Here is a 23923-nt window from a genome sequence, read left to right as displayed (position 1 = left end):
GGGAAGGCCTGAGCTTGAGCGTGTGCCATCTTGGACCCGGCGCTTATTTCGGGTCCGACCTTCGGAAAGACTTCGCCCATGCGCAGCCTGTTGCTCGGAACGACCCTTCTCGTCGCGAGCGCCACCCTCGCCCTCGCCCAGGCACCGGAGACGCCGGCCCCGGGCTCCAACGCCTCCGCCCCGGTCCCGGCCGCGCCGGCCACCCTCGCCAACGACCTGCGTCCCACCTTCGTGGCGCAGAACAAGAGCGACATGGTCACCTCGAAGCTGGTGGGCCTCACCATCCAGAACCGGGCCAGCGAGACCATCGGCGAGATCGCCGACGTGGTGCTCGACGAGAAGATGACGGTGAAGTCCTGGGTGGTCGGCGTCGGCGGCTTTCTCGGAATCGGCACCAAGTACGTCGCCATCGACCCGAGCGCCCTCAAGCTGGCGCGCGTCGACGACAACACCCTCAAGGCGACGATCGACACCAACAAGGACCAGCTCCGCGCCGCGCCGGAATACGTCTATCTCGGCAAGGCGAAGTCGAACGCGGACGCCAAGCCGGCGGACCCGAAGCCGGCCGACGCACCCAAGGCGCAGTAGCGGCTTCGCTCGGGATAGGGGCGCCTCGCGACGGCGGAACCGACGGGCGGCCGGCAATCCGGTCTCCCGGATGTCGGCGTCCATTGCGCGAAGCGCCGCCCGCGGCAGCGAAGATCGACCCCGCCGGGGTCACGGATCGGCGTCGTGTCCGGGGGAGCGATCAGCTCGCGCTGCGCAGGGCGTCCCACACCGTGGAGGCGACATGATCGATGCGCCGCACGGCGAGGAGGCCGGCGCGCGCGTGCTGGGGCAGATCGCCTTCGAACAGGGTGTCGATCGGGTCGGACGCGTCCTCGTCCGGCTGGAGACCGAGGTCGCTCGCGAAGACGATGCGCAGGTCCGGCCGCAGGGCGCGGGCTTCCTGGGCCAGCTTCAGGCAACACAGCTTGCCCTGAAGGCTCACATCCGTGACGAGGACGTCCACCGGCAGGCCGAGGGCCAGCACCGTCATGGCATCGACGCCGCAATCGACCGTGGTGGCGGCGAAGCCGGCCCGGCGGATCTGTGACGAGACTTCATCGCGCCAATGCTTCTGGCGCCCGGCGATGAGAACCTGGACGCCGTAAGCGCCACAAGGCGAGGTCGGTAGTTCCATCGTCGAGACATCCCTCTCGCGCCCGAACATCCGTGCCGAAGACCTTTCGTCGACTGTGCGTCGCAGCATGCTATGTCACGTCCGCCGACACAGACAAGCCCCCGCATGCAAGCGCGTGCACGGGCCTCGGGCAATGATGGTGCCAAGGCGACGCGCGATCCGGCCGCGCGATCCCGGCACCGGAAGCGGTCTCGGGGACATTGCCGTGATGTGACAGCCACATGACGGGCGCCCCGGTTGACGCAAGGGCGCCGCGCGGGGCAACACCGCCCTCGCCGCGCATGCCACGCAGCGGCGGACAGCCGGAGTCGTGAAGCCCATGTCATCCGCCAAGAGCCCGCCGGTTTCGCCGCTCGCCCCGCAAAGCCAGCCCGACCTGCCCCCGATTCGCGGCGTCGGCCTCGCCACAGCGCAGGCCGGCATCCGTTATTCGGGCCGCACCGACGTGCTCTACGTGGCGCTGGCCGAGGGCACGCAGGCGGCGGGCGTGTTCACCCGCTCGAAATGCCCCTCCGCCCCGGTGGACTGGTGCCGCGAGGCCCTCGGCAGCGCGGGTGCCCGCGCCCTCGTGGTCAATTCTGGCAACGCCAACGCCTTCACGGGCCTTCGCGGGCGCGAGGCCGTGGCGCTGACGGCCGAGATCGCCGCCGAGGCCGCGGCGTGCCGCCCGCAGGACATCTTCATCGCCTCGACGGGGGTGATCGGCGAACCCCTCGACGCCAGCAAGTTCCGGGGCGTGCTGGCCGATTGCGCCGGGCGGACCGAGGACGGCGCCGCGGCCTGGGCCGCGGCCGCCCAGGCGATCATGACAACCGACACCTTCCCCAAGCTCGCGACGCGCCGGACCGCCATCGACGGGACGACCGTGACGCTGAACGGGATCGCCAAGGGCGCGGGCATGATCGCCCCGGACATGGCGACCATGCTGAGCTTCGTCTTCACCGACGCCGCCCTGCCCCAGGACGTGCTGCAGGCGCTGCTCGCCGCCGGCACGGCGACGAGCTTCAACTGCGTGACGGTGGACGGCGACACCTCCACCTCCGACACGCTGATGCTGTTCGCCACGGGCGCGGCCGGCAACGCCGCGGTCTCGGCCGCCGACGACCCACGCCTGTCGGATTTCCGCGCCGCGCTGGACGAGCTCCTCGTCGAACTCGCGCAGCTCGTCGCCAAGGACGGCGAGGGCGCGCGCAAGTTCGTCACCGTGCGGGTCACGGGCGCGACCAGCGACGCCTCGGCCCATCGCATCGCCATGTCCATCGCCAACTCGCCCCTGGTGAAGACCGCCATCGCGGGCGAGGACGCGAACTGGGGCCGGGTGGTGATGGCGGTGGGCAAGGCCGGCGAGCCCGCCGACCGCGACCGCCTGGCAATCTGGTTCGGCGACGTGCGCGTGGCCCGCGAGGGCGCCCGCGATCCCGATTACAGCGAGGCGGCGGCGAGCGCGGTGATGCGGGAATCGGACGTGACCGTGCGGGTCGATCTCGGCCTCGGCGACGGCGCCGCGCGCGTCTGGACCTGCGACCTGACCAAGCTCTACATCGAGATCAACGGGGATTACCGCTCGTGAGGCGCGTAAGGTTAGCCCCTCTCATCGCGCTGGCGCTGCTCGGGTCCGTGGGTGACGCCCGCGCCGAGGAGAAGCCGGGATCGGGCGAGGGCCGGATCCATGTCGTCGGCCGCGCCCGCGCCGAGGTGGTGCCGGACTTCGCCGCGGTCGAGATCGGCGTCGAGGCCAGGGGTGCGAGCCCGGCCGTGGCCCTCGACGGCGCCAGCGCCGCCGCCAAGGCGATCCTGGCCCTGGCCGGGGAGTTCAAGGTGCCGGAGGCGGATCTCGGCACCTCCGCCGTCACGCTCCAGCCGGTCACCCGCTCGATCCGTCAGGCGGACGGATCCTTCGCCGAGAAGCCGGACGGCTACCGGGCCGGCAACACGGTGCGGCTGCGCCTCGCCGACATGGCACGCCTCGGCGAACTGATGCGCCGGGCCCTCGACGGCGGCGCGAATCGCATCGACGGCGTCGGCTTTGGCCTGCGCGATCCCGAGGCAGCCGAGGCCGCCATGCGCAGCGCGGCGATGAAGGACGCGCGCGCACAGGCCGAGCGGCTGGCCGAGGCGGCGGGCGTCACCCTCGGGCGGGTGGTGTCGATCCAGTCGCCGGCTTCGGCCAGCGCCCCGCCGATGGCCCTCGCGGCGCCCGCGCCGATGCGCGCCAAGCGCGGTGGCGCGCCGGTGCCCCTGGCGGCCGGAACCATCGAGACCGGCGCCGACGTCACGGCGACCTTCGCGATCGCCCCGTGAGCGCGCCCCTTCGCATTCTCCTGGTGGTCGCCGTCGCGCTGGTGGACACCGACGGGCGCGTCCTCCTGGCCCAACGCCCGCCGGGCAAGCAGCTCGCCGGCTTGTGGGAGTTCCCCGGCGGCAAGGTCGATCCCGGCGAGCGGCCGGAAGAGACCCTGATCCGGGAACTCTCCGAGGAACTCGGCATCGCGGTGAAGCAGGACTGCCTCGCGCCGCTCACCTTCGCGAGCCACACCTATCCGGACTTCCACCTGTTGATGCCGCTCTACGTCTGCCGGCGCTGGGAGGGCCTGCCGCGCTCCATGGAAGGCCAGGCGCTGAAATGGGTGCGCCCGCGCGACCTCAAGGACCAGCCGATGCCGCCGGCCGATGCCCCACTGATCCCGTTCCTCCTCGATCTCCTCGGCCCCTGATCCGGTTGCAACCGTGTTCGCCTACACCCGCGGTCCCCTTGGATTCGCGCGGCGTTTGTGCATCGCTGGCCGGCGGGCCGTGTCGGGGGAGTGCGGAACATGGGGCGCAAGGCAGCGGTGACCTCAGGAATCACCGCCGAGGAACGGGATGACGCGGACGTCGACGGGCCGGACATCGAGGCGCCGGCCGTGGCGGACGCGGCAGCCAAGCCGGCCAAGCCGAAGCGCGCATCCCGAAAGACCACGCCGAGCCATGAGACGCTGACCAAGCTCGGGATCGAGCGCCTGATCTCCCTCGTGCTCACCGAGGCATCGCACAATCCCAACTTCAAGAAGGTGGTGACGGCGGCGGTCGCGGCCCTCCAGGGGCCGGACGCCGTCGCGGCCCTGATCGACCGGCGCCTGACCGCCCTCGAGCGCGCCAGCGGCTACATCGACTGGATGAAGCAGCGCGCCTTCGCCCTGGACCTCGACGCCATGCTCACCACGGTGGTGGGCGAACTCGCCGCCCTCGCCCCCGACGCCGCCCTGGACAGGCTGGTTCGCTTCCTCGGCGGGGCCGGCGACGTGCTGGGGCGGGCCGAGGATTCGAGCGGCCGCATCCACGGTGTGTACGAGCGGGCGGCCGATGCCGCCGCCGCGCTCATCGTCGATCTTGACGACGCGAATGCCACCGCCATGGCCGTGCGCCTCGTGACCCGGCTCGAGACCGACGGGTACGGGCTGATCGAGGGTCTGATGCACGGCCTCATCCCGCGCCTGCCCGAGGCCGCCCTCGTCCCCCTCGACGACGCGCTCGCCCAGGCGACGCCGCCGGCCCCCGCCAGCGGCACGAAGGAGCGGGACTGGCTGACGGAGGCGGAGCGCAGCCGCCTCATGCGGCTCCGGCAGTCCATCGCGGACCGCACCGGCGACGTCGATGCCTTCATCGCCCTCGAGACCGGGCGCGCGCCGGAGCCGCCCGATCACGTCCAGATCGCGGAGCGCCTGCTCGCCGCCGGCCGGGCTCGGGAGGCGCTTCAATGGATCCGCCGTCCGCAGAAGCGCGGCACCACCATCGTCACGCGGGAGCAGTTGCTCACGGGGCGGTTCGACACCTCCGTCCCGGAGCGGGTGAAGATCGCCCTGGAGGTCCGCATTCACGACGCCCTCGGCGACTCCAAGGCCGCGCAGGACCTGCGCTGGCGGACCTTCGAGAACAGCCTCGACCGCGACATGCTGCGCGCCTACCTCGCCAAGCTGCCCGACTTCGAGGACGACGAGGCCCTGCAGCGCGCCTTCGCGATCGCCGAAGCGCATCCCGACCCGTACGGCGCCCTCGCCTTCTTCACGCATTGGCCGGACCCAGCCCGGGCGGCACGGATCGTGGAACGGTATCGCGGCACCTGGGACGGCTGGCGCTACGAAGTCCTGGCCCCCGCCGCCGAGGCCCTGGAAGATCGCGAGCCGCTGGCCGCCACCGAACTGTACCGCATCCTCGTCGACAACATCCTGGACCACGCCTACTCGGGGGCCTACGGCCACGCCGCCCGTTACCTCGCCGCCCTGGACGACCTCGCGGACGCGATCGCGCCGGGCGCCATCAGCCCCGACCCGGATCTCTACCGCAACGACCTGCGCCGCCGGCACGGCCGCAAGGCCGCCTTCTGGTCCCAGGTCCGGGCCTGATCGCGTCCGGTCCGCCGGACTCCTCCCGACGCCTCAGGTCGCCGCGATCGGGTCGATCTTGTCCGGGTAGAAGGCGAAGTGTCCCGCGATGGCCTCGACGGCCGCATAGGGGGCCTCGTAGCTCCAGACCGCGTCGGTGGCGCCGGCGTCCGGCGTCGTCAGGCTGAAGTAGGCGGCGTCGCCCTTGTAGGGGCAGTGGCTGCGCCGGGTGCTCGGGGTAAAGTGCGCCCAGCGCGCATCCGCGCGGGGAATGTAGAACACCGGCGGATAGTCCGCCTCCCGGAGGACCAGGGCGGCGTCGGTCTCGGCCAGCAGCGTGCCCGCGAGGCTGACGCGGACACGCCCCGGATACGGCGCGATGTGGATGGGGTGGTCCGGTCCGGGCTGTCTCATGAATTCGGTCCTTCGGGTTTCCGCTCGGTGGTGCCCAGCGCATCGGCGAGACGCGCCTGCGCGGTCCCGGGCTTCAAGGGCTTCTGCTGACTCTCGTGCGGGGCCCAGCCCGAGAGCCACAGGATCTCGAAGCTGGCGCGCAGGCGCCCGTCCGGATCGGCGAAGCGCTCGGCGTAGAGGGTGGCGGCGCGCATCAGGGTCGCCCGCCGCAAGGGAGTCCGCCGCCGCTCCGTGAGGACGTTGGTGAGGCCCATGGCGCGCAGGTCGCGCATCAGGGCGAACGGATCGGGGTAGCGCACGGTCACCGTCTCCACGTCGGTCACCGGCAGGGCGAAGCCCGCGCGCTGGAGCAGGCTTCCCATCTCGCGCACTTCGGCGAAGGGTGCGACGCGCGGGCTGATCCCGCCCTCGCACTCGCTCTCGGCCTGCCCGAGGACCTGCCGCAGCTCCGTGAGGGTGCGTCCACCCAGCAGGCACCCGATGAACAGCCCGTCCGGACGCAGCGCGCGGCGCAATTGCGCCAGGGTTCCCGGCAGGTCGTTGACGTGCTGCAGGGCCAGGAGCGAGACCGCCAGGTCGAGGCTCTGAGCCCGCAGGGGCAACGCTTCGGGATCGGCCAGGACGGTGCCGCGCTCGGGCACCGGGGCGAGGCGCAGGACCTGATCCGCCCGCCCGCTCGCACGAAGGTGATCGGCGGCCAGGGGCGTCGGCGTGGCCAGATCGAGGGCGGTCGGAAAAGTCCGCAATACGGCGGCGAGCCGGTCGTCGAGATCCTCCACCACCCGCCGAAGCAGAAAATCGGCGTAGCCGGCCCGGCGGGCGCGGGCGAGGCGGCTGCGGGCGAGGCCCGTATCGAACAGCGGTGGCGGCGTCATCTGGGAAGACATGCGGAATGATGGGAAGACATGCGGGATGACATGGCGCGCCCGGACGTGTGGCGCCAGCACCCGGAACGCGAAACCGGCCCCGATTGTTGAGGGCCTACGATTCGACAGCGAATCCGGAGATCAAAGCCATGAAAGCCATTCTGTTCGGCGCGGCCCTCACCGTCGCAGGCCTCTCCCTCGCCACCACCGGCGCGGAAGCGAAGGGCTGCATCAAGGGCGCGGTCGTGGGCGGCCTCGCGGGTCACGTGGCAGGGCACGGGGTGCTCGGCGCAGCGGCGGGCTGCGCGGTCGGGCGCCACCAGGCCAACAAGCGCGATCGCCAGGAGAATCAGGCGCAGCCGGCGCGCTGAGGCGCAGACCCGGTCGCCTCCGCGCGATGCGGAGGGTAGGGTCGCCGGCATGGCCCCTGCGTCCAGCATCGCCTTCGCCGGACTGCGCCGCCTCTGGGGCGGCGCAGTGTCCCTAGTCTATCCACCCACCTGCGCCGGCTGCGGCGGGGCCATCGCTGATCCGCACGCCCTTTGCGCCACCTGCTGGTCGGGCCTGCGAATGATCGAGCGGCCCTATTGCCAGCGGCTCGGACTTCCCTTCGCCGTCGATCACGACACCGGCCCGCTCCTCTCGCCGCGCGCCATCGCCGATCCACCGGTCTTCGATCGGGCCCGGGCGGTCACCCTCTACGAGGGCGGCGCCCGCGACCTCGTCCACCGCCTGAAATACGAGGATCGCCTCGATCTCGCCCCCGTGCTGGCGCGGATGATGGCGGGTGCCGGATCGGAGCTCCTGAGCGAGGCCGATTGCCTCGTGCCCGTCCCGCTTCACCGCTTCCGCCTGTGGCGGCGGCGTTTCAACCAGGCGGCGCTCCTCGCCGAGCGCGTCGGGCGTATCGCGCAGCGGCCGAGCGAACCCGGATACCTCGCCCGCGTGAAGGCGACGCGCTCGCAAGTCGGCTTGAGCCGCGTCGCCCGCGCCACGAACCTCCAGGGTGCGTTCCGGGTCCCGGAGGCCGCGCGGGCCGCGCTGCAGGGGCGCCGCATCCTGCTCATCGACGACGTCATGACCACGGGGGCGACCGCGAACGCCGCGTCGCGGGTCCTCCTGCGCGCCGGCGCAGCGTCCGTCGACGTCCTCGCCTTCGCGCTGGTCTCGGGCGAGGTCGGCTGACGCACGCCCGAACGGAAACGGGGACCCGAAGGTCCCCGTCCGTACCGGCCGGCTTTCGAAGATCCCGCCCGCCCTCAGGCGGTCACGGGGCCGAGGGGGGCCGCATGCCCCGATTCGGGGGCTGCCGGCGTCAGCACCTTGCCGCGCGGACCGACCCAGGTGCCGACCCACTTGCGCTGCCAGACCAGCAGGCAGCCCAGCACCACCGCCGCGAAGACCGCGTAGCCGACGAAGCCGTAGGCGAACGAGCCGGTATACTGCTTCGACAGGCCCATGACGTTCGGCAGGATGGCACCGCCGAGGGCGCCGACCTCGCCGATCATGGAGCCGGCGACCGCGGTGTTGGCCGGCCAGCGCAGGGGGACGAGCTGGAACAGGGCGCCGTTGCCGGCCCCCAGCGCCGCGAAGCAGAGCATGAACAGGGCCGTGGTCAGCGCGAGGGAGGGCGTCGCGGTCAGGAGCAGGAATGAGCCCACGGCGGCCAGCAGCACCACCGACAGCACCAGGATGCCACCCATGCGGTCGGCGAAGTAGCCGCCGACGACGCGGATGCCGGAGCCCATCAGGGCGGCCAGCATGGTGAGGCGTCCGGCCTCCACCTTCGTCACGCCGAACTGCTCGTAGAAGAAGGTCGGCAGGAAGTTGGACAGGCCGATGAAGCCCCCGAAGGTGATGATGTAGATGAGGTTGAAGGCCCAGCCGTCCTTCTGGAACAGGCAGGAGACGTGCTCCTTGAAGGATTGGTGCTCCGCGTCCGGCGGCTCCTTGGCGAAGACGATCATGACGATGAGGGGGATCGCCATTACGCAGCCGGCAAAGCCGTAGACGGATTGCCAGCCGTAAACCTGGGCGAGCGGCGGGGCGAAGAGCACGGCCAGCACCGTGCCGGAATTGCCGGCGCCGGCGATGCCCATCGCCAGACCCTTGTGCTCCTTGGGGAACCAGCCCGAGCCGAGCGAGAGGGCGACGCCGAAGGACGCACCGGCGATCCCGAGCAGCACGCCCATGGCGAGCACCTCGTCGTAGGTGTTCACGTAGAAGAAGCCGTAGGCCATCGCGAGCATGATGATGGCCATCTCGGTGATGGCGGCATTCTTGCGCCCGATATACTGGGCGAGCACCCCGAGGGGGAAGCGCATGATCGCGCCCGCCAGGATCGGCAGCGAGATCATGAACCCGGTCTGGGCCGGGGTGAGCTTGTAGGTCTCGGTGATGAACGGGCCCATCGCGCCGTTGAGCACCCAGATCGCGAAGCAGAAATCGAAGTAGAGGAACGCGGCGAACAGGGTCGGAGGGTGACCGGATTTCATCACGGTCTTGAAACTGGCCATGGAGTGCGTCTCGAGGTTGGCGGCCGCGCGGCGGCCGCTCTTGCCAAGGGATCCGGACTCACGCCGTCCGCCTGCGGAGCGCCGTTGCTCCGCCCGCCGCCATGAGGCGACGCAGCACCATGAGCATCGAACGTGCCAGTTGCAGCGCCCTCGACGTTTCGGGCCGTCGATGCCCGCGCTGCCCATCCGGAATGCTGGCCCGTGCCGCGCGACGCGGCATTGCCCATTCGTTAGGCCTGCGGCCCGATCGCTCGGATCGGGCGTGAACCGGGCCTTGCGGCGGCTTTCAGGTGTCGGACTGGAAGGCGGCGAGCGGGGCGGCGATGGTGCAGGTGACGCCGTCCGGCGGGAAGGCCAGGGCGATGGTACCGCCGACCTGGCCCGCGAGACCGCGCTCGATGAAGCGGGAGCCGAAGCCCTTGCGCGCCGGCTTGATCACCGGCGGTCCGCCGACCTCCGCCCAGGAGAACACGAGGTGCGCCTCGTCGGCGTCCGGGCGGACCGACCAGCGGATGGCGACGTGGCCGTCCTCGCGCGAGAGCGCCCCGTACTTGGCGGCGTTGGTGGCGAGTTCGTGCAGCATCAGCGCCAGGGACAGGGCGGGCTTCGCGCCGATCTCGAGGTCGGGACCGTCGAGGTGGAAGCGTCCGCTGCGGTCCTCGTGCAGCTTCAGGGCGCCGCGCACCACGGGGCCGATCAGGGTGCTGCCCAGCGCGCCCCCCATCAGGAGGTCGTGCGCCTGGCCCAGCGCGATGAGGCGGCCGGCCAGCACCTCCTTTGCGGTGTCGACGTCGACGGCCGAACGCATGGTCTGGGTGGCGATCGACTGCACCATCGCCAGCAAGTTCTTCATCCGGTGGCTGAGTTCGCGGTTGAGGAGTTCCTGCTGCTCCTCCGCCCGCAGGCGGGCGACGGCGGCGCGGGTGCGGTCGACCACGTTGCGAACGAAGTCGAGGATGTCGGGAGTCCAGTTGCGCCGCTTCGCATCGTGCAGGCAGAGGACCGCCACGAGATGCCCGCGCTCCAGCAGCGGCAGGTTGATCACGGTGCGCACGTCGAGGGCACGAAAGCCGCGGGCCTGCGGGGCGGTACGCGGATCGGCCTCGACGTCGTCGACGATGACCGCCCGCCCCTGCCGAAGCTCCGGCAGGTAGCTGCCGTAATCCGCGTAGCGATGCCGGCCGGCGATGCTGGTCACGCCCGGCAGCGTCCAGTCGCGGGCGATGTCGAGGTGGCAGCCCGTCGCGTCGAGGGTTCCGTAAGCGGCCCGGGTCAACCCCAGGGTGCGGCCCGCGATCTCGGCGGCCGCGTAGGCCATCTCGGTGGGATCGTGCAATGCCCCCAGGCGCTCACCGAGCTCCACCAGGGCGGCCTGGCGCTCCTCCGAGCGCTTACGCTCGGTGATGTCCACGGAGGCGCCCGGGAACCGCAGCGGCGTGCCGTCGGGCGCACGCACGAGGCGCCCGCGCGCGATCACCCAGCGGTGGGAGCCGTCCGGCTGCACGATCCGGTACTCGCAGGCGAACTCCTCGGCTCCGGCGAAGAGGCGGTCGAGCTCCGCCTGGAACATCGCCACGTCGTCGGGGTGGAAGTTGCGGGTGTAGTCCGCCAGCGGCGCGCCGAGGGCCGCCCGCTCCGGATCGACTGTGTAGATCCGGGCGAAGTTGGCGTCCGCGTAGACGACGTTCTCGCGCAAATCCCAGTCCCAGGTCCCGATCATGCCGGACGCGCCGAGGGCGAGGCCGAGGCGCTCCTCGCTCCGGCGCAGGCGCGCGCTCGCCGCCTTGCGCTCGGTGACGTCCGCCACCGTCAGGACCGCGCCCTGCACGAGGCCCGCCTCGATGATCGGGGCGTTGGTGGTGATCACGTCGATGGGCGTGCCGTCCCGCCGGAAGAACGTGGTCGCCCGCTCGCGCAAGGGTTCGCCCGTCCGCAAGGACCGGACGACCTCGCAGTCCGAACTCGGGAAGGGGCGCCCGTCGGCGTGGTGATGGTGCGCGACGTCGTGCAGGTTCTGCCCGATCAGTTCCCCCTCCCCCCAGCCCAGCATGGCCTCCGCCGCCGGGTTGGCGAAGGTGATGATGTCGTCCCGGGTGAGGCGGAAGACCGATTCGCTGAGGTGATCCGTGACGGTCTGGAGCAGCGCCGTCTGCTTCTCCAGGGCCTCCTCGGCCCGGTGCTGGACCGTACGGTCCCGCAGGATCTTGAGGTAGCCGATATGGGCCTCGCTCCCGTCCCGGAGGGGCATCATCTCGCCCTGGGCCCAGAAGTGGGTTCCATCCTTGCGCTGGTGCCAGCGCTCGTCGTTGGCCCGGCCCATGGCGCGGGCCGTGCTCATCTCGCGCTCGAGGATACCGCTCGCCCGGTCGGCCTCGATGAAGAACAGGTCGGCGGAACGGCCGAGGATCTCGGCCTCGGTCCAGCCCAGGACGCGCTCGGCGCCGACGTTCCAGCTCGTGATCAGGCCCGCGAGATCCATGGCGATGATGCCGTAATCGATCGCGCTCTCGATGATCGCCGCGTTGCGCCGGTCGGATTCCTGCCGCTCCTTGAGGGCGCGGCGCAGGTCGAGCTCCGTCATCACCTGCCGCGCCAGGGTCCGCAGCGTGAAGGCCTGCACCGGGGTGAGATCGCGCGGGCGGGTATCGAGGACGCAGAGCGTCCCGAGCGCCTCGCCCTCCGGCGTTCGCAGGGGCATGCCGGCGTAGAAGCGGACGTGCGGCTCACCCGTCACGAGGGGATTGTCCGCCGTGCGCGCATCCTGCGTGGTGTCGCGGATGACGAAGAGGTCGTCCCCCTGGATCGCGTGCGCGCAGATCGATTCGCTCAAGGTCGTCTCGGAGCGCGGGAAGCCGATGCGCGCCTTGAACCATTGGCGATCGGCATCCACGAGGGAGACGAGCGACACCGGCATCTCGAGGAGCATCGCGGCGAGGCGGACGACGTCCTCGAACGCGGTCTCGGGAGCGGTATCGAGAATGTCGTAGCGCGCCAGCACCGCGCGCCGCGGATCGATCTCGTCGCCGGTCGTACTCAATCACCCCTCCGGGCGCATGCGCGTCGGCCTCGCGGCCGAAGGCAGAGCCTCGCTCCCTGTACGCGCTCGACCGCGATTGTCCTAACGCCAGGCGGCACGCGGACCCGCCCCTACGGCGTCGACCCTGCGGGGGCTGCGCTCAGATCGGCGCCCTTCAGCGGCAGACCGTGACGTTCCGCACGACCCAGCCCTCACCCGGCTGCCACAGCTTGCGGCGGCTGCGCTGGCAGGCGGCCGGCTCCGGCTCGCTGGAGGTCCAGGCCGTGTCGGGCGCGACAGGTTCGGGGGGACGCGCGCTCGGGCTGCGGCCCGCTAGGGCCTCGCCCGGCACGAGGGCAAGCAGGAGCAGCGCCGCCAGCAGGGGACGACGCGAGCGGGAGCGGGGACGCGGGGGGACCGGCACGGGTCGCGTTCCATGTGTGGGAGTGGGTGCCCCTGTTCGGGCACGGCTTCTATGTCGGTACGGCCCGCATTTTTGCAATCGCTTGCTGAGCGGATCGGCGTGCCGTCCCGCACGTTTTCGGCGTCATGGTGAAAACCGGGCTGCCGGAGCCGGACGGGATCTCGGGAAGTCTCCGGCACGGAAAGTCTCCGGCAAGGTTGTGCCCCTCATGCATCGCACGGGATCTTTGGTGCGCATGCAATGCTGCCCAGTCGTCAACCGACGTGACGCGCGGTGATTGGCTTGCTAGGCCCGGAGCCACGATACCCACATTCACGACGACTGCTCGAGCGACCCTCCATGCCTCAAACGACCCGCCGCACGCTTCTCACCGGGGCGACGACGAGCCTCGCGCTCCTCACGCCGATCGGGTCCGCCTTCGCCCAGGGCCGTGGACTCTTCAACGACGGCATCGACGGCGACCTGCCCTACGACGACGAGCGCCTGTACCGCGACGAGGCGGGCAGGCTCTATCGCCGGCGGGGCGGCCAGTACGTGCCCTATTCCGAGCGCGGGGCCGACCGCGATCCCGATCGCATGAGCCAGCGCGGCCGGGCGCCGGTCGCGGACGATCCGGATGCCGACCTCTACGCGCCCCGGCAAGTCCCGCCGGCCTCGCCCCAGCAGGCGGCCCCCGCCAAGCCGGTCGACAACGGGCCGATCGACTACAACCGCGCCTACGCGGCGATCACCGACGAGCCGTTCCCGGTCTATGCCTTCAACTGGCGGAAGGCGAACCCGTCGTTCCTGCGCCAGGAGATCGCCTACACGGGCTCGGAGCCCCCGGGCACCATCGTGGTCGATCCGCGCGCGCACCATCTCATCCTGGTCCAGCCGAACGGCCGGGCGCGGCGCTACGGCGTCGGTGTGGGCAAGCAGGGCTTCTCCTGGTCGGGGGCCTCGACGGTCAACTCGAAGCAGATGTGGCCCGACTGGTACCCCCCGAAGGAGATGATCGCCCGCACGCCGAAGCTGGCGAAGTCGGTCTCGCAGCTGCAGAGCGGCCTCGGCGTTCCCGGCGGCTCGCACAACCCGCTGGGCGCCCGGGCGCACTATCTCTGGCAGGGCAACAAGGACACGCTCTACCGCATCCACGGCACCCTTGAGCCGGATTCGATCGGCAAGAGCGTGTCGTCGGGCTGCATCCGGATGATCAACCAGGACGTCATCGACCTCTATGGTCGCGTCGAGATCGGCAGCCGCGTGGTCGTGCTGACCTGACAAAACGCAAATCGCCGGCAGCGATCAGGATCGCTGCCGGCGAAAAGATGTCTTGAGGGCCGTTGAGCCCCCTTCGTTCGTCGCGTGCCTCAGACCTCGGTGATCTCGCCCTCGCGCACGGCCCGCTCGCTGGAGCCGGACTTGATCCGATAGAACGGCTCGCCGGTCTGGTCCTCGGGTACGAGGCGGACGATCTCGAAGACGTCGGAGACGTCGGCCTTGCTGGCGGCGTAGCCGATCTGGGCACGGCGCACGCGCTGGCCGAGCTTGAACTTGTGGGACATGGTGCGTGGCTCCGTGATCGGAGGCCGGGCGCAGGTCACGCCTCGGCGGGAGGCCGGATCGATCCGGCCCTGTGAGAATGTCCGCCTCGCACCGGATGCGATTGCGGGCAGGCAGGAAGACGAGGCCGCCGGAGCGGCCGAGCCTCTAGCCTGATCAGCGGCGAGCCTTGGCCTTGCGGGCGGCATAGCGCGCATCGCGCTGGGCCTTCTGCTCCAGGCGTGCGGCAGCGGCCTGGGCGATCTTCTCCTCGGCGGCGCGGGCCTCCTCGGCGGCGAAACGCTCGCGCTCGGCCTCGGCCTCGGCTGCTCTCTGGGCTTCCGCTTCGAGCCGGGCCTGCTCGCGGGCGGCGACGCGGATCTCCCGCTCCCGCGCGATCTGGGCACGCTCCGCCTTGCGGGCGACCACGGCCGGATCATCCGCCGGCGGGCGGTCGCGGAAACGTGCCAGCGCGGCGGCGCGAGCCTCTGTGGCGGCCTTGAGGCGGTCGGTCATCGAGTTCGGGTTGAATTGGCTCACACAGGATCCTGTGATGCGGGAGGCCGCGAGGCGGTCGCGCTCCCCTGGAGATTGAGGCTGAGAACACAAGTGAGCCGCCTCCCTTCCGGGAAGCGGCTCTTGAAAAAGCCGGACGCCGCGCGAACGCGGAGACCTGCCGGATCAGACGGTCTGGAGGCTGCCGGCGGACTGCTTGCCGCTGCGCTTGTCGGTTTCCATCTCGTAGGAGACCTTCTGCCCTTCGGCGAGGCCACGCAGACCGGCGCGCTCGACGGCCGAGATGTGCACGAACACGTCGTTGCCGCCGTTATCCGGCTGGATGAAACCGAAACCCTTTGTCTCGTTGAACCACTTAACAGTACCGACAGCCATCATATTCCTTCGCCCTTGCGGGCTTATTTCCCGGAGGTCCACGCGATCGTGCGCGGCCGTCTCCGTCATCGCTCCGAGGAAAAACACTTCAAGCCCAATTTCTGATCGAAATCGCGCCGAAAAAGAACTTTCGCTGGATTGATGGGGAGGGTGTACGCGCTTTTCTCCGATTAGGCAAACCGATTATTGAATCAGCATTTTGCGTGATCCGTCTGGACCATTCCGGATGGACATGGCCTGTTCTCCTCGGGCGACGAACCTTCCACCGCGCGGACATCCTGCCGGAACGAATGTGACGCCCTGATCTTGAATGTGCCGAACCGGCTCAGATCGATGGGGTCTATCCCTTGCCCGCGACCTCAGAGGATCACCAGGACGGCACCTTTCCCCTGCGACGCGTGACGTTTTCCAGCCGGGACTACCCGTCGGAGGACGCGGCCGGCGTCTATCAGCTTCTGTTCGCGAGCTCGGCCCTCGTCACGCCGCTGCACACGCCCTTCCACGTGGAGATCACCAGCCTCTGGTCGGAGCACATGCGGTTCCACTTCATGGAAGGCGTGCCCTTCGTCTTCCACCGTCCGGCGCAGAAGATCGGCTACGACGGCCTCGACGCCATCGTGGTGCAGCACGTGGAGACGGGGGCGATCGTCGGCCAGTTCGACGGCCGCGAGGTGCGGGCGGATGCGGGATCGCTCTACATCATCGACTTCTCCCGTCCGGTGATCGTCCGGGACACCACCGCCCTTCCGCTCCAGAAGCGCAACTTCGTCGGCCTGCCGCGGGCCTTCGCCAAGCGCTGGCTCGGCCCCCTCGAGCGGCTGCACGGCTTCGTCGTTCCGCCGGACATCGCCGGTGCCTACACGGATCACCTCCTGAGGCTGCGCGAGCGACTGCCCCACCAGAGCACCCTCGACGTCGCGACCCTCACCACCACGGCGACGCTGCTGGCCCGGGCCATCACCCAGGCTTCGGGCCACGGCACCTCGCGCTCCGACCCGGCGCTGCTGTTCCGCAAAGCCTGTCTCTATATCGACACCGCGCTCGGCAACCCGGATCTCGGCGCCGCCGAGATCGCCCGCGCCATCGGCACGTCGCGGACCCGCCTCTTCGCGGCGTTCCAGGGCGTCGGCGGGGTCGAGCGCTACATCCGCGCCGCTCGCCTCCAGCGGGTCCGGGCCGCCCTCGGCGAGCCGGCGCAGGCGCATCCGATCGCACTCCTCGCCGACGCGTTCGGGTTTCGCAGCGCAGGCCAGCTCAGCCGGATGTTCCGACAGCATTACGGCGTGACGCCGACCCAGTTCCGCGCGGATGCCGACCCGGGCGGGGTCCGGCGCCGCGCGGACGGGAACGGGCATGCGACCTGCTAGAGCGGAGACCGCCTCACGCCGTGATGCCGCGGTGCCGCGCGGGCTTCATGCGCCGGTCGGCAGAGGATACGCTCGCGCCGAGCGGCGGGACACCTGATGGCGAAGACGGATCGAGGGCCGCAGGCCGTGTCGAACGTCCCGTCGTCGATACCCGAACGCGCCCCGCCCCCTGTCGATTGCACCCGGAACCCTTTTCCTCACGCCTCGCGGACGCCCGGCTTCTTTCCGGCCTCGAAGGTGAACTCGACACCGGCCAGTTCAAAGGCGCGGCGCACGGCCATGACGGTGTCGTGCCGGGGCTGGATGGCCGAGGACGGGTCTTCCAGCCGGTTCAGGGTCGAGACGGAGACGCTGGCGAGCCTGGCCAAATCGTCCTTCGACAGGCCGAGCAGGCCGCGTGCGGCCCGCACCTGCCCCGGGGTCAGGCCGGCTTCCGCCGGGTCCGCGGCGTCCTTCGCCTGCACGGATGATTCCGGCGACACTCCGGTGCCGGAGGCGCCGTAACGGGTCCGGCCCGGGACGTTGAGGCACACGCCGACCCACTCACGCACCGAGCCGTCCTTGTTCAGCACCGGCGCCCCGCGCGAATTGAACCAGCGGTAGATCCCGTCCGCGCACAGGATGCGGTAATCGGTGTTGTAGGTCGCCGTATGCTCGACGGCCGTCATCCAGGCCGCATGCGTCCGGGGGCGGTCCTCGGGGTGGATCGCGTCCATCCAGCCGAGGCCCTGCATCTCGCCGAAGCTCTGTCCGGTCAGGGTCATCCACTGGGTCATGTCGGACGGCTCGCCGTTGGCCTGGGTGACCCAGAGCACCGCGGCCGTCGCGGTGATCAGCGCGTTGAGGCGGTCGTGCCGCTGCATCATGGCGTTCGTGGCCTCGTGGTGGGCGGTCACGTCGAACACCACGCCCATGCCCTGGTTCGGCTGCCCGTCCTGCCCGATGATCACCTCGGCGTGGTGCAGGATCCAACGCTGGGTCCGGTCCGGGCGGATGATGCGAAACTCGCGGTTGATGGGCTGGCCGCTCCGCAGCACCGCAATCTGATCCGCATGGGCCGGCTTGTCCTCGGGGTGGATCATGTCCAGGCCGAAGGCGAAGGTCACGACGGAGGCCGGGTCTAACCCCAGGATGCGGTAGAGACCCGGCGAAGCGTCGAGACGCTCGGTGCGCAGGTCCGCCGACCAGAAGCCGACCTTGCCCGTATCCTCGATGAGCTTGAGGAAGTGGCGGGACGAGAACGCGCGGAGAACGCCGTCGCCTTCCGGTGTCTTCTGCGGGCGCATCAGAGCTCGTGTGGGCATCCGGATCTCCCAGGGGACCGCTAGGTCCTGCCTTGGATTTTTATCTGCCACGCAGGGGTTGCGCATTACTTAATTGACATCAATCAGGTCAAATTCGTGCGAGCATTCTTGGAACCCCGCCGCGCACCCGAATGCCGCCGGCGCCGTCGTCAACGCAGCGAGGGTCAAAGGTTCGGGATGTCTTCGGCGCATCCGTAATTCACGGCCGATCCCGTCAAGAGGTGTCGATGAATAGGCTTATCGATGCTTTCCACTGCCGGACCTCGACGAATCAGGTCGACCGGGACCTGACCGTGCGACGGCGTCGCGGCGGTGATCCGCCGGACTTCAGAGACACCGGAACATGGGTCAGGCTCGTCAGACTCCATATGACAGCCAGAATGGCCATCCGATGAACCGATGACCGATTTTCGCGCAGTCGTAGCGCCAAGCGTTCCTGTCGGGTTGGAATGACAGGAAATGAGACGGCGATTCCCGGGAATACCCCTGAGTCTGGAGGATCTCGCTTCGCAAGCATTATGACGCGCCGCCTAGTCTACCCCATCGGCGGCCGAGAGCCCGTCGCATGGGGGATGACGATGTTCTGGAAGGGCCACAAACTGAAGTCGAAGCTCGACGCGCTCGACACGTCCCAGGCGCTGATCGAGTTCGACCTCGACGGCAAGGTCGTTCACGCGAACAAGAACTTCCTCGATGCCCTGGGCTACCGCCTCGACGAGATCCGCGGCCAGAGCCACGCCATGTTCGTGGAGCCCTCCGAGCGGGACGGAATCCCCTATCGCCAGTTCTGGGAGGCCCTGCGCCGGGGCGAGTTCCAGGCCGCCGAGTACAAGCGGATCGGCAAGGGGGGGCGTGAGGTCTGGATCCAGGCGAGCTACAACCCGCTCTACGGCCGCGACGGCAAACCCTGTGGCGTGTTCAAGTGCGCCACCGACATCACCGCTCAGAAGGTGCGCACCGCCGACTTCGAGGGCAAGCTGAACGCTCTCGACCGCTCGCAAGGCATTATCGAATTCAACCTCGACGGCACGGTCATCACCGCCAACGCCAACTTCCTGGCGGTCGTCGGCTACGGCCTCGACGAGGTGCGCGGCAAGCACCACGCGATGTTCGTCGATGCCGGCGAGCGAGACCGGGCGGCCTACCGCGCCTTCTGGGATGCCCTGCGGCGCGGCGAGTTCCAGCAGGCCGAGTTCAAGCGCATCGCCAAGGGCGGGCGCGAGGCCTGGATCCAGGCGACCTACAACCCGGTCCGGGACGCTTCCGGCCGCTTGGTGAAGGTCGTGAAGTTCGCCACCGACATCACCGCGTCCGTGATCGAGCGGCACCGCCGGGCAGAACTGCAGCGCGGCATCGACAGCGACCTCGACGGCGTCGCCGCGTCCGTCTCCCGCGCCTCGGAGCAGGCAGTGAGCGCCGCGAGCGCCGCCGAGCAGGCCTCCGGCAACACCCAGAACGTCGCCGCAGGGGCCGAGGAGCTTGCCGCCTCGGTCGGCGAGATCAGCAAGCAGGTCAGCCGCGCCCTGCAGATCACCGGACGCGCGGTCGAGCAGGCCAATGCCACCTCGACCGTGGTCGCCGGCCTCGCCACGGCGGCCCAGTCCATCGGCGAGGTGATCGAACTCATCGACGACATCGCCCGCCAGACCAATCTCCTGGCTTTGAACGCCACCATCGAGGCGGCGCGGGCCGGTGAAGCCGGCCGAGGCTTCGCGGTCGTCGCGGTTGAGGTGAAGAGCCTGGCGGCCCAGACGGCGAGGGCGACCGAGAGCATCGGGAGTCAGATCGCCGGCACCCAGTCGGCCGCCAAGGAGGCCGCCACCGCCATCGCGGGCATCGGCGAGACCATCGGGCAGGTGAACGACATCTCGGCCTCCATCTCGACCGCCGTGGAGCAGCAGGCCGCAGTGGCCCAGGAGATGTCGGCGAACATGCAGGCGATGACGAGCGCCGTCAGCGAGATCAGCCAGAACGTGGGCTTGATCGCCGCCTCCACCCGCGAGGTCGATGCCTCCACCCGTCAGGTCCGCGAAGCCTCGCGCAGCATGGCGGCCTGAGCCGGCCCATCCCCGAGACCAGGAGCGAATCGATGGACGACCTTCTGCGCGAATTCCTGACCGAGAGCGCCGAGCACCTCGACACCGTCGACGCCGAGCTCGTGCGGTTCGAGCGCGACCCCACCGACGCGGCGGTGCTGCGCAACGTCTTCCGTTTGGTGCACACCATCAAGGGCACCTGCGGATTCCTCGGTCTGCCCCGCCTGGAGGCCCTGGCACATGCCGCCGAGACCCTGATGGACAGGTTCCGGGATGGGCTGCCGGCGACGTCGGAGGCGGTGACGCTGGTGCTCGCCACCCTCGACCGGCTCAAGCAGATCCTGAATGCGCTCGCGGTCGCGGGCACCGAGCCGCCCGGGGAGGACGCCGACCTGATCGATGCCCTCGAATCGCTGGCGACGGGGCAGGCCACCATGACCGGGGGGGAAGCGGTCGCGGCGGCCTGGTCCGCGTCGGCCGAGCGTGTCCCTGTGTCCTCTCGGGTCGAACCGGGGGCGGCCCTCGACGAACTGGCGGCAGCCCTCTGGGCGGCATCGGGCCCTGACCCCGTCACGCTCCCTTCGCCGGTACCGGGTCGGGGCACGGTCCGCGCAGACCGTGGAGCGCATCAACGGGGCCCCGGTCCTGTGCCTGCGCGACCGGTTGCTGCCGGTGGTGCCGCTCGCCGGCGCGCTGGGGCTCGACGCGCCGGTGGCGGACGACGGCTTCGTGGTGGTGGCCGAGGTCGGGCGCCGACGCTTCGGCATCCTCGTGAACGCGGTCTTCCACACGGAGGAGATCGTCGTGAAACCGATGTCCGCCAAGCTCCGGAGCATCCCGCTCTTCGCCGGCAACACCATCCTGGGCGACGGCACCGTGGTGCTCATCGTCGATCCGAACGGCGTCGCCGCCACGGTATCGGCCGAGACACGCCGGTCGGACGGGAACGCCACGGCGGCCGGGACGGCCGCGCGCTACCTCGTCTTCCGCAGCGGGAACGACCTCAGGGCGGTACCGCTCTCGCTGGTCACGCGCCTGGAGACGGTCGCGGCGGAGCGGATCGAGTGGCTCGGCGAGAATCCGGTGCTCCAGTACCGGGGCCGTCTCATGCGGCTCGTTCCGGCGGAGGCCGGCATGGCGGTCCGCCGGGCGGGAAGCCAGGACCTCCTGGTGTTCTCCGCGGGCGAGCGTCCGACCGGCCTGCTGGTCGACGGCATCGTCGACATCGTCTGCGAGGAGGTCGAGGTCACGTCGCGCCGCCCCGGCATCTTGGGAACGCTGGTGCTGCGCGGGCGGGCCACGGACCTCGTCGATGTCGGACACGTCCTGTCGCTGTCGGACGGCACGAGCCCGCTCCCCACCACCTCCGGGCCGAGGCCCGACCCCATCGCCCTCGCGGCCTGAACGACGGGATCCAGCCATGACGTACGCAGGCCAGCCTCCGGCGATGTCCGGCGCGACGTATGACTACGTGACCGTGATGGTGGGGAGGCCCTGTTCGGCCTGCCCATCGCCCGGGTGCACGACGTCTTCAAGCCGGCCTCGGTCACGCCGGTCCCGCTCGCCCCGCCCGAGGTGGTGGGCCTGCTGAACCTGCGGGGCCGGGTGGTCACCGCGCTCTGCCTGCGCCGCCGGCTCGGCCTCGCGCCGTCGACATCCGGGGAAAGCGGCATGGCAATCGGCCTGGAACAGGGCGAAGAGACCTTCGGTCTCGTCGTCGACGGCATCGGCGCGGTGCTGAGCCTCACGCGCGACAGCTTCGAGCCCGTCCCGCCCAACCTGGACGCACGCTGGCGCGGTCTCGCCCTCGGCGTGCACCGGCTCGACACGAAACTGCTCGTCGTTCTCCAGGTCGATGCCCTGCTCGCCTTCGGACCGGCAGTCCAGGCCGCGTGAGGGCCGTGGCACGGACGACGGGACCGCCTCCATCCCCCAAGTCCGTCCCCTTCCGATGAGGAGCGGCGGCTGCGGGCCGCGTCGCGGGTCTCCGAGCGCTAACCGAGCATTCTCGCAGACCTCCACATCGTCGCCGTCATCCGCCCCGGGCCCGAACAGGCCGCGAAACGGACGGCGGGTCCAGGACAGCCCCTGGAAGAAGAGCTCTCGCTCAGCCGTCGTGCAGGCGGCATTCCGGCGGCCTCGGTCACGAGCCGTCGCCTTCGATCATGTCTCTGATGCGGGACATCAGCGTATCCACCGCGAAGGGCTTCGTGATCATCGCCATGCCGGGGTCGAGAAATCCCGACGGCGTCGCCGCGCTTTCCGCATAGCCGGTGATGAACAGCACCTTGAGGTCGGGACGGGTTTCGCGCGCCTGATCCGCGAGTTGCCGTCCATTCAGGCCCGGCAAGCCCACGTCCGAGACGAGAAGATCGATCTGCACCGACGACTGCAGGACCCGTAATCCGGAGGGTCCGTCCCCGGCCTGAAGGGTCTTGTAGCCGAGGTCATGGAGGACCTCGACGATGAGGTCCCGCACGGTCTGCTCGTCCTCGACCACCAGCACGGTCTCGCCCGCTCCACGCGGGAGCTCGCCCATCTCCGCCATAGGCGCCACCTCGACATGGCTCGCGGCGTTACGAGGCAGGCGAATGGTGACCGTGGTCCCGCGCCCCACGACACTCTCGATGTGCGCCTGCCCTTCGGACTGACGGGCAAAGCCGTAGATCATCGACAGGCCCAGGCCCGTGCCCTGGCCGAGCGGCTTCGTGGTGAAGAACGGGTCGAAGGCCCGCGCCACGACTTCGGGCGGCATGCCGGTCCCCGTGTCGGAGACGCTGATGCAGACGTACTCCGATGTCAGCCCCAAGTTCCGCAGATCCGGGTCCTTCGCCTCGTGCCGCCCATTGGTGGTCGCGATGGTCAGGACACCCCCGTTGGGCATGGCATCGCGCGCGTTGATGACGAGGTTCAGGATCGCGTTCTCGAGCTGGTGCGGGTCGCACAGGGTCGGCCAGAGGGCAGGCTCCGAGAGGACGCGCAACGCGATGGCTTCGCTCGTGGTCCGACGGAGGAGATCGGACATGCCGCCGATGAGCGCGTTCACGTCCGTCGGCTTCGGGTCGAGGGGCTGGCGACGGGCGAAGGCGAGGAGCCGATGGGTCAGGGCCGCGGCACGATTGGCCGAGGCCATGGCCGTCTCGATGTAGCGCGGAAGGTTCTCGGTGCGGCCCTGCCGCATCCGGGTCTGCATCAGGTCGAGGGATCCGACGATTCCGGTGAGCAGATTGTTGAAGTCATGCGCGATGCCACCGGTGAGCTGCCCCACGGCTTCCATCTTCTGGGACTGGCGCAGGTCCTCCCCCATGCGCTCGCGCTCCTCGGCTTCGGCCTTGAGCCGTTCGTTCGCCTGCGCGAGTTCGATCGTGCGTTCCGAGACCTGACTTTCCAGGGTCGCGCCGGCCTCGCGCAACTGCCCGGCCTGGGTCTCCAGTTCGGCATAGAGCGCGACCACACCGCGGTTGGTCTCCGCCAACTCGGCGTTCAGGCGCCGGGCTTCCTCCTCGCGTTCGGACAGGTCCGCGAGGCTGGCGAGCAATTCGCGGTTCTGCTCCCGCATCGCGGCTTGTGGCCCCTCGCTCCAGCCCCGCATCGCCTCCGCCAGCGCGGCGACCGCCGGTCCGGTGAGCGGAGGGCGGCCAGCGGGGATGACCTTCCCCAACGTCACCGTCGTGCCGTCGTCGGGCTTGGTGAGAACGTCGAACCGGTCCATGAGCCGGCGCGAGCCGGTGATGCCGATACCGAGACCTGTGGCCGAGCGATACCTGCCCTCCAGGATCGCGGAGAGTTCGGCGATGCCAGGTCCCTGATCGACGATGCGCACGACGAGCGCCTGGCGCCCGGCGATGACATCGACCCCGAGTTCGACACGACCGCCGCCGGCATAGTCGTGGGCGTTGCGGGCGATCTCCGAGACCGCGGTGGCGATCCGGGTCTGGTCCGGCGCGCCGAAGCCGACCTGGCCCGCCACGCGCCGGACACGCTGGCGCACCGTGAAGATGTCATCCTCGTGCGCGATCATCAT

At 70.1% G+C, this 23923-nt stretch carries 20 protein-coding genes and 4 pseudogenes; 12 read left to right on the top strand and 12 right to left on the bottom strand.

All coding sequences use genetic code 11. The annotated features are described in order from the left end of the window. The first annotated feature begins 78 nt into the window (after window positions 1-78). Window positions 79-588: a PRC-barrel domain-containing protein gene (locus K2X24_RS02605; protein WP_292494346.1), complete on the top strand. Its 510-nt coding sequence runs from the start codon at window positions 79-81 to the stop codon at window positions 586-588. Between the two features lie 160 nt (window positions 589-748). Here the strand turns inward: K2X24_RS02605 and K2X24_RS02600 are convergent, their stop codons facing one another. After that, the gene (locus K2X24_RS02600; RefSeq protein ID WP_292494344.1) at window positions 749-1183 is read right to left on the bottom strand and encodes a histidine kinase; all 435 of its coding nucleotides are present in this window, start codon (window positions 1181-1183) and stop codon (window positions 749-751) included. A gap of 319 nt (window positions 1184-1502) precedes the next feature. Between K2X24_RS02600 and argJ the strand changes: the two genes are divergently transcribed. The 4 genes from argJ to K2X24_RS02580 all read left to right on the top strand — a co-directional run bounded on the left by argJ (window position 1503) and on the right by K2X24_RS02580 (window position 5565). After that, window positions 1503-2753 (top strand): bifunctional glutamate N-acetyltransferase/amino-acid acetyltransferase ArgJ, encoded by a 1251-nt coding sequence (argJ, locus tag K2X24_RS02595; RefSeq protein ID WP_292494342.1) that lies wholly within the window; start codon window positions 1503-1505, stop codon window positions 2751-2753. A gap of 29 nt (window positions 2754-2782) precedes the next feature. Beyond that, window positions 2783-3484, top strand: a complete 702-nt coding sequence (locus K2X24_RS02590) for an SIMPL domain-containing protein (RefSeq protein ID WP_292494376.1) — start codon at window positions 2783-2785, stop codon at window positions 3482-3484. After that, window positions 3481-3897 (top strand): (deoxy)nucleoside triphosphate pyrophosphohydrolase, encoded by a 417-nt coding sequence (locus K2X24_RS02585; RefSeq protein ID WP_292494340.1) that lies wholly within the window; start codon window positions 3481-3483, stop codon window positions 3895-3897. Before K2X24_RS02590 ends, K2X24_RS02585 begins: the two co-directional genes overlap by 4 nt. Window positions 3898-3996: 99 nt before the next feature. Next, entirely contained in the window at window positions 3997-5565 is a 1569-nt protein-coding gene (locus tag K2X24_RS02580; RefSeq protein ID WP_292494338.1) for a DUF6880 family protein, read from the top strand. Between the two features lie 33 nt (window positions 5566-5598). On the opposite strand, the gene K2X24_RS02575 is transcribed toward K2X24_RS02580, so the two are convergent. Both K2X24_RS02575 and K2X24_RS02570 read right to left on the bottom strand, forming a co-directional pair. Next, complete coding sequence (locus tag K2X24_RS02575) at window positions 5599-5958, bottom strand: DUF427 domain-containing protein (RefSeq protein WP_292494337.1); 360 nt, start codon at window positions 5956-5958, stop codon at window positions 5599-5601. Further along, window positions 5955-6833 (bottom strand): methyltransferase domain-containing protein, encoded by an 879-nt coding sequence (locus K2X24_RS02570; protein ID WP_292494335.1) that lies wholly within the window; start codon window positions 6831-6833, stop codon window positions 5955-5957. Before K2X24_RS02570 ends, K2X24_RS02575 begins: the two co-directional genes overlap by 4 nt. Window positions 6834-6973: 140 nt before the next feature. On the opposite strand from K2X24_RS02570, the gene K2X24_RS02565 reads away from it, so the two are divergent. Both K2X24_RS02565 and K2X24_RS02560 read left to right on the top strand, forming a co-directional pair. Then, a complete protein-coding gene (locus K2X24_RS02565; protein WP_292494333.1) occupies window positions 6974-7195 on the top strand; it encodes a hypothetical protein in 222 nt (73 codons plus the stop codon). 49 nt (window positions 7196-7244) lie between these two features. Beyond that, on the top strand, window positions 7245-8009 hold the full coding sequence (locus K2X24_RS02560) for a ComF family protein (protein WP_292494331.1): 765 nt from the start codon (window positions 7245-7247) through the stop codon (window positions 8007-8009). A gap of 74 nt (window positions 8010-8083) precedes the next feature. On the opposite strand, the gene K2X24_RS02555 is transcribed toward K2X24_RS02560, so the two are convergent. From K2X24_RS02555 to K2X24_RS02545, 3 genes are all read right to left on the bottom strand, one after another. Then, a complete protein-coding gene (locus K2X24_RS02555) occupies window positions 8084-9340 on the bottom strand; it encodes a nitrate/nitrite transporter (protein ID WP_292494328.1) in 1257 nt (418 codons plus the stop codon). Between the two features lie 286 nt (window positions 9341-9626). Further along, on the bottom strand, window positions 9627-12377 hold the full coding sequence (locus K2X24_RS02550) for a PAS domain S-box protein (RefSeq protein WP_292494326.1): 2751 nt from the start codon (window positions 12375-12377) through the stop codon (window positions 9627-9629). A 154-nt stretch (window positions 12378-12531) separates the two neighbouring features. Continuing rightward, window positions 12532-12780, bottom strand: a complete 249-nt coding sequence (locus K2X24_RS02545; RefSeq protein ID WP_292494324.1) for a hypothetical protein — start codon at window positions 12778-12780, stop codon at window positions 12532-12534. A 339-nt stretch (window positions 12781-13119) separates the two neighbouring features. Here K2X24_RS02545 and K2X24_RS02540 point away from each other — a divergent pair, with 339 nt between their 5' ends. Beyond that, window positions 13120-14040: a L,D-transpeptidase gene (locus tag K2X24_RS02540; RefSeq protein WP_292494322.1), complete on the top strand. Its 921-nt coding sequence runs from the start codon at window positions 13120-13122 to the stop codon at window positions 14038-14040. Window positions 14041-14129: 89 nt separating this feature from the next. Here the strand turns inward: K2X24_RS02540 and K2X24_RS02535 are convergent, their stop codons facing one another. The 3 genes from K2X24_RS02535 to K2X24_RS02525 all read right to left on the bottom strand — a co-directional run bounded on the left by K2X24_RS02535 (window position 14130) and on the right by K2X24_RS02525 (window position 15192). Continuing rightward, window positions 14130-14324: a hypothetical protein gene (locus tag K2X24_RS02535; RefSeq protein WP_238275503.1), complete on the bottom strand. Its 195-nt coding sequence runs from the start codon at window positions 14322-14324 to the stop codon at window positions 14130-14132. Window positions 14325-14478: 154 nt separating this feature from the next. Further along, window positions 14479-14841: a DUF6481 family protein gene (locus tag K2X24_RS02530; protein WP_292494319.1), complete on the bottom strand. Its 363-nt coding sequence runs from the start codon at window positions 14839-14841 to the stop codon at window positions 14479-14481. Window positions 14842-14982: 141 nt separating this feature from the next. Continuing rightward, window positions 14983-15192 (bottom strand): cold-shock protein, encoded by a 210-nt coding sequence (locus tag K2X24_RS02525; protein ID WP_238275572.1) that lies wholly within the window; start codon window positions 15190-15192, stop codon window positions 14983-14985. Window positions 15193-15539: 347 nt separating this feature from the next. Here K2X24_RS02525 and K2X24_RS02520 point away from each other — a divergent pair, with 347 nt between their 5' ends. Beyond that, complete coding sequence (locus K2X24_RS02520; RefSeq protein ID WP_292494317.1) at window positions 15540-16559, top strand: AraC family transcriptional regulator; 1020 nt, start codon at window positions 15540-15542, stop codon at window positions 16557-16559. Between the two features lie 197 nt (window positions 16560-16756). On the opposite strand, the gene K2X24_RS02515 is transcribed toward K2X24_RS02520, so the two are convergent. Then, window positions 16757-17863 carry a PAS domain-containing protein gene (locus tag K2X24_RS02515; RefSeq protein WP_292494315.1) on the bottom strand — a complete coding sequence of 369 codons (1107 nt, stop codon included), beginning with the start codon at window positions 17861-17863 and terminating at the stop codon, window positions 16757-16759. Window positions 17864-18435: 572 nt separating this feature from the next. Between K2X24_RS02515 and K2X24_RS02510 the strand changes: the two genes are divergently transcribed. The 3 genes and pseudogenes from K2X24_RS02510 to K2X24_RS02500 all read left to right on the top strand — a co-directional run bounded on the left by K2X24_RS02510 (window position 18436) and on the right by K2X24_RS02500 (window position 21795). Further along, a complete protein-coding gene (locus tag K2X24_RS02510) occupies window positions 18436-19920 on the top strand; it encodes a PAS domain-containing protein (RefSeq protein ID WP_292494313.1) in 1485 nt (494 codons plus the stop codon). Window positions 19921-19952: 32 nt separating this feature from the next. Further along, a pseudogene (locus K2X24_RS02505) lies at window positions 19953-21237 on the top strand (chemotaxis protein CheW); the annotation flags it as partial. Window positions 21238-21319: 82 nt separating this feature from the next. Further along, window positions 21320-21795 (top strand): annotated as a pseudogene (locus K2X24_RS02500) (chemotaxis protein CheW). 247 nt (window positions 21796-22042) lie between these two features. Here K2X24_RS02500 and K2X24_RS02495 read toward each other — a convergent pair. Continuing rightward, window positions 22043-23194: pseudogene (locus K2X24_RS02495) on the bottom strand (ATP-binding protein); the annotation flags it as partial. 420 nt (window positions 23195-23614) lie between these two features. After that, window positions 23615-23920 (bottom strand): annotated as a pseudogene (locus tag K2X24_RS02490) (ATP-binding protein); the annotation flags it as partial. Between the last annotated feature and the right edge of the window lie 3 nt (window positions 23921-23923).

It is taken from the genome of Methylobacterium sp. (genome assembly GCF_019750675.1).
Classification (GTDB): Bacteria; Pseudomonadota; Alphaproteobacteria; order Rhizobiales; family Beijerinckiaceae; genus Methylobacterium.
The sequence above is the reverse complement of the archived record's forward strand: the minus strand, read 5'-3'. Positions and strand labels throughout refer to the sequence as shown.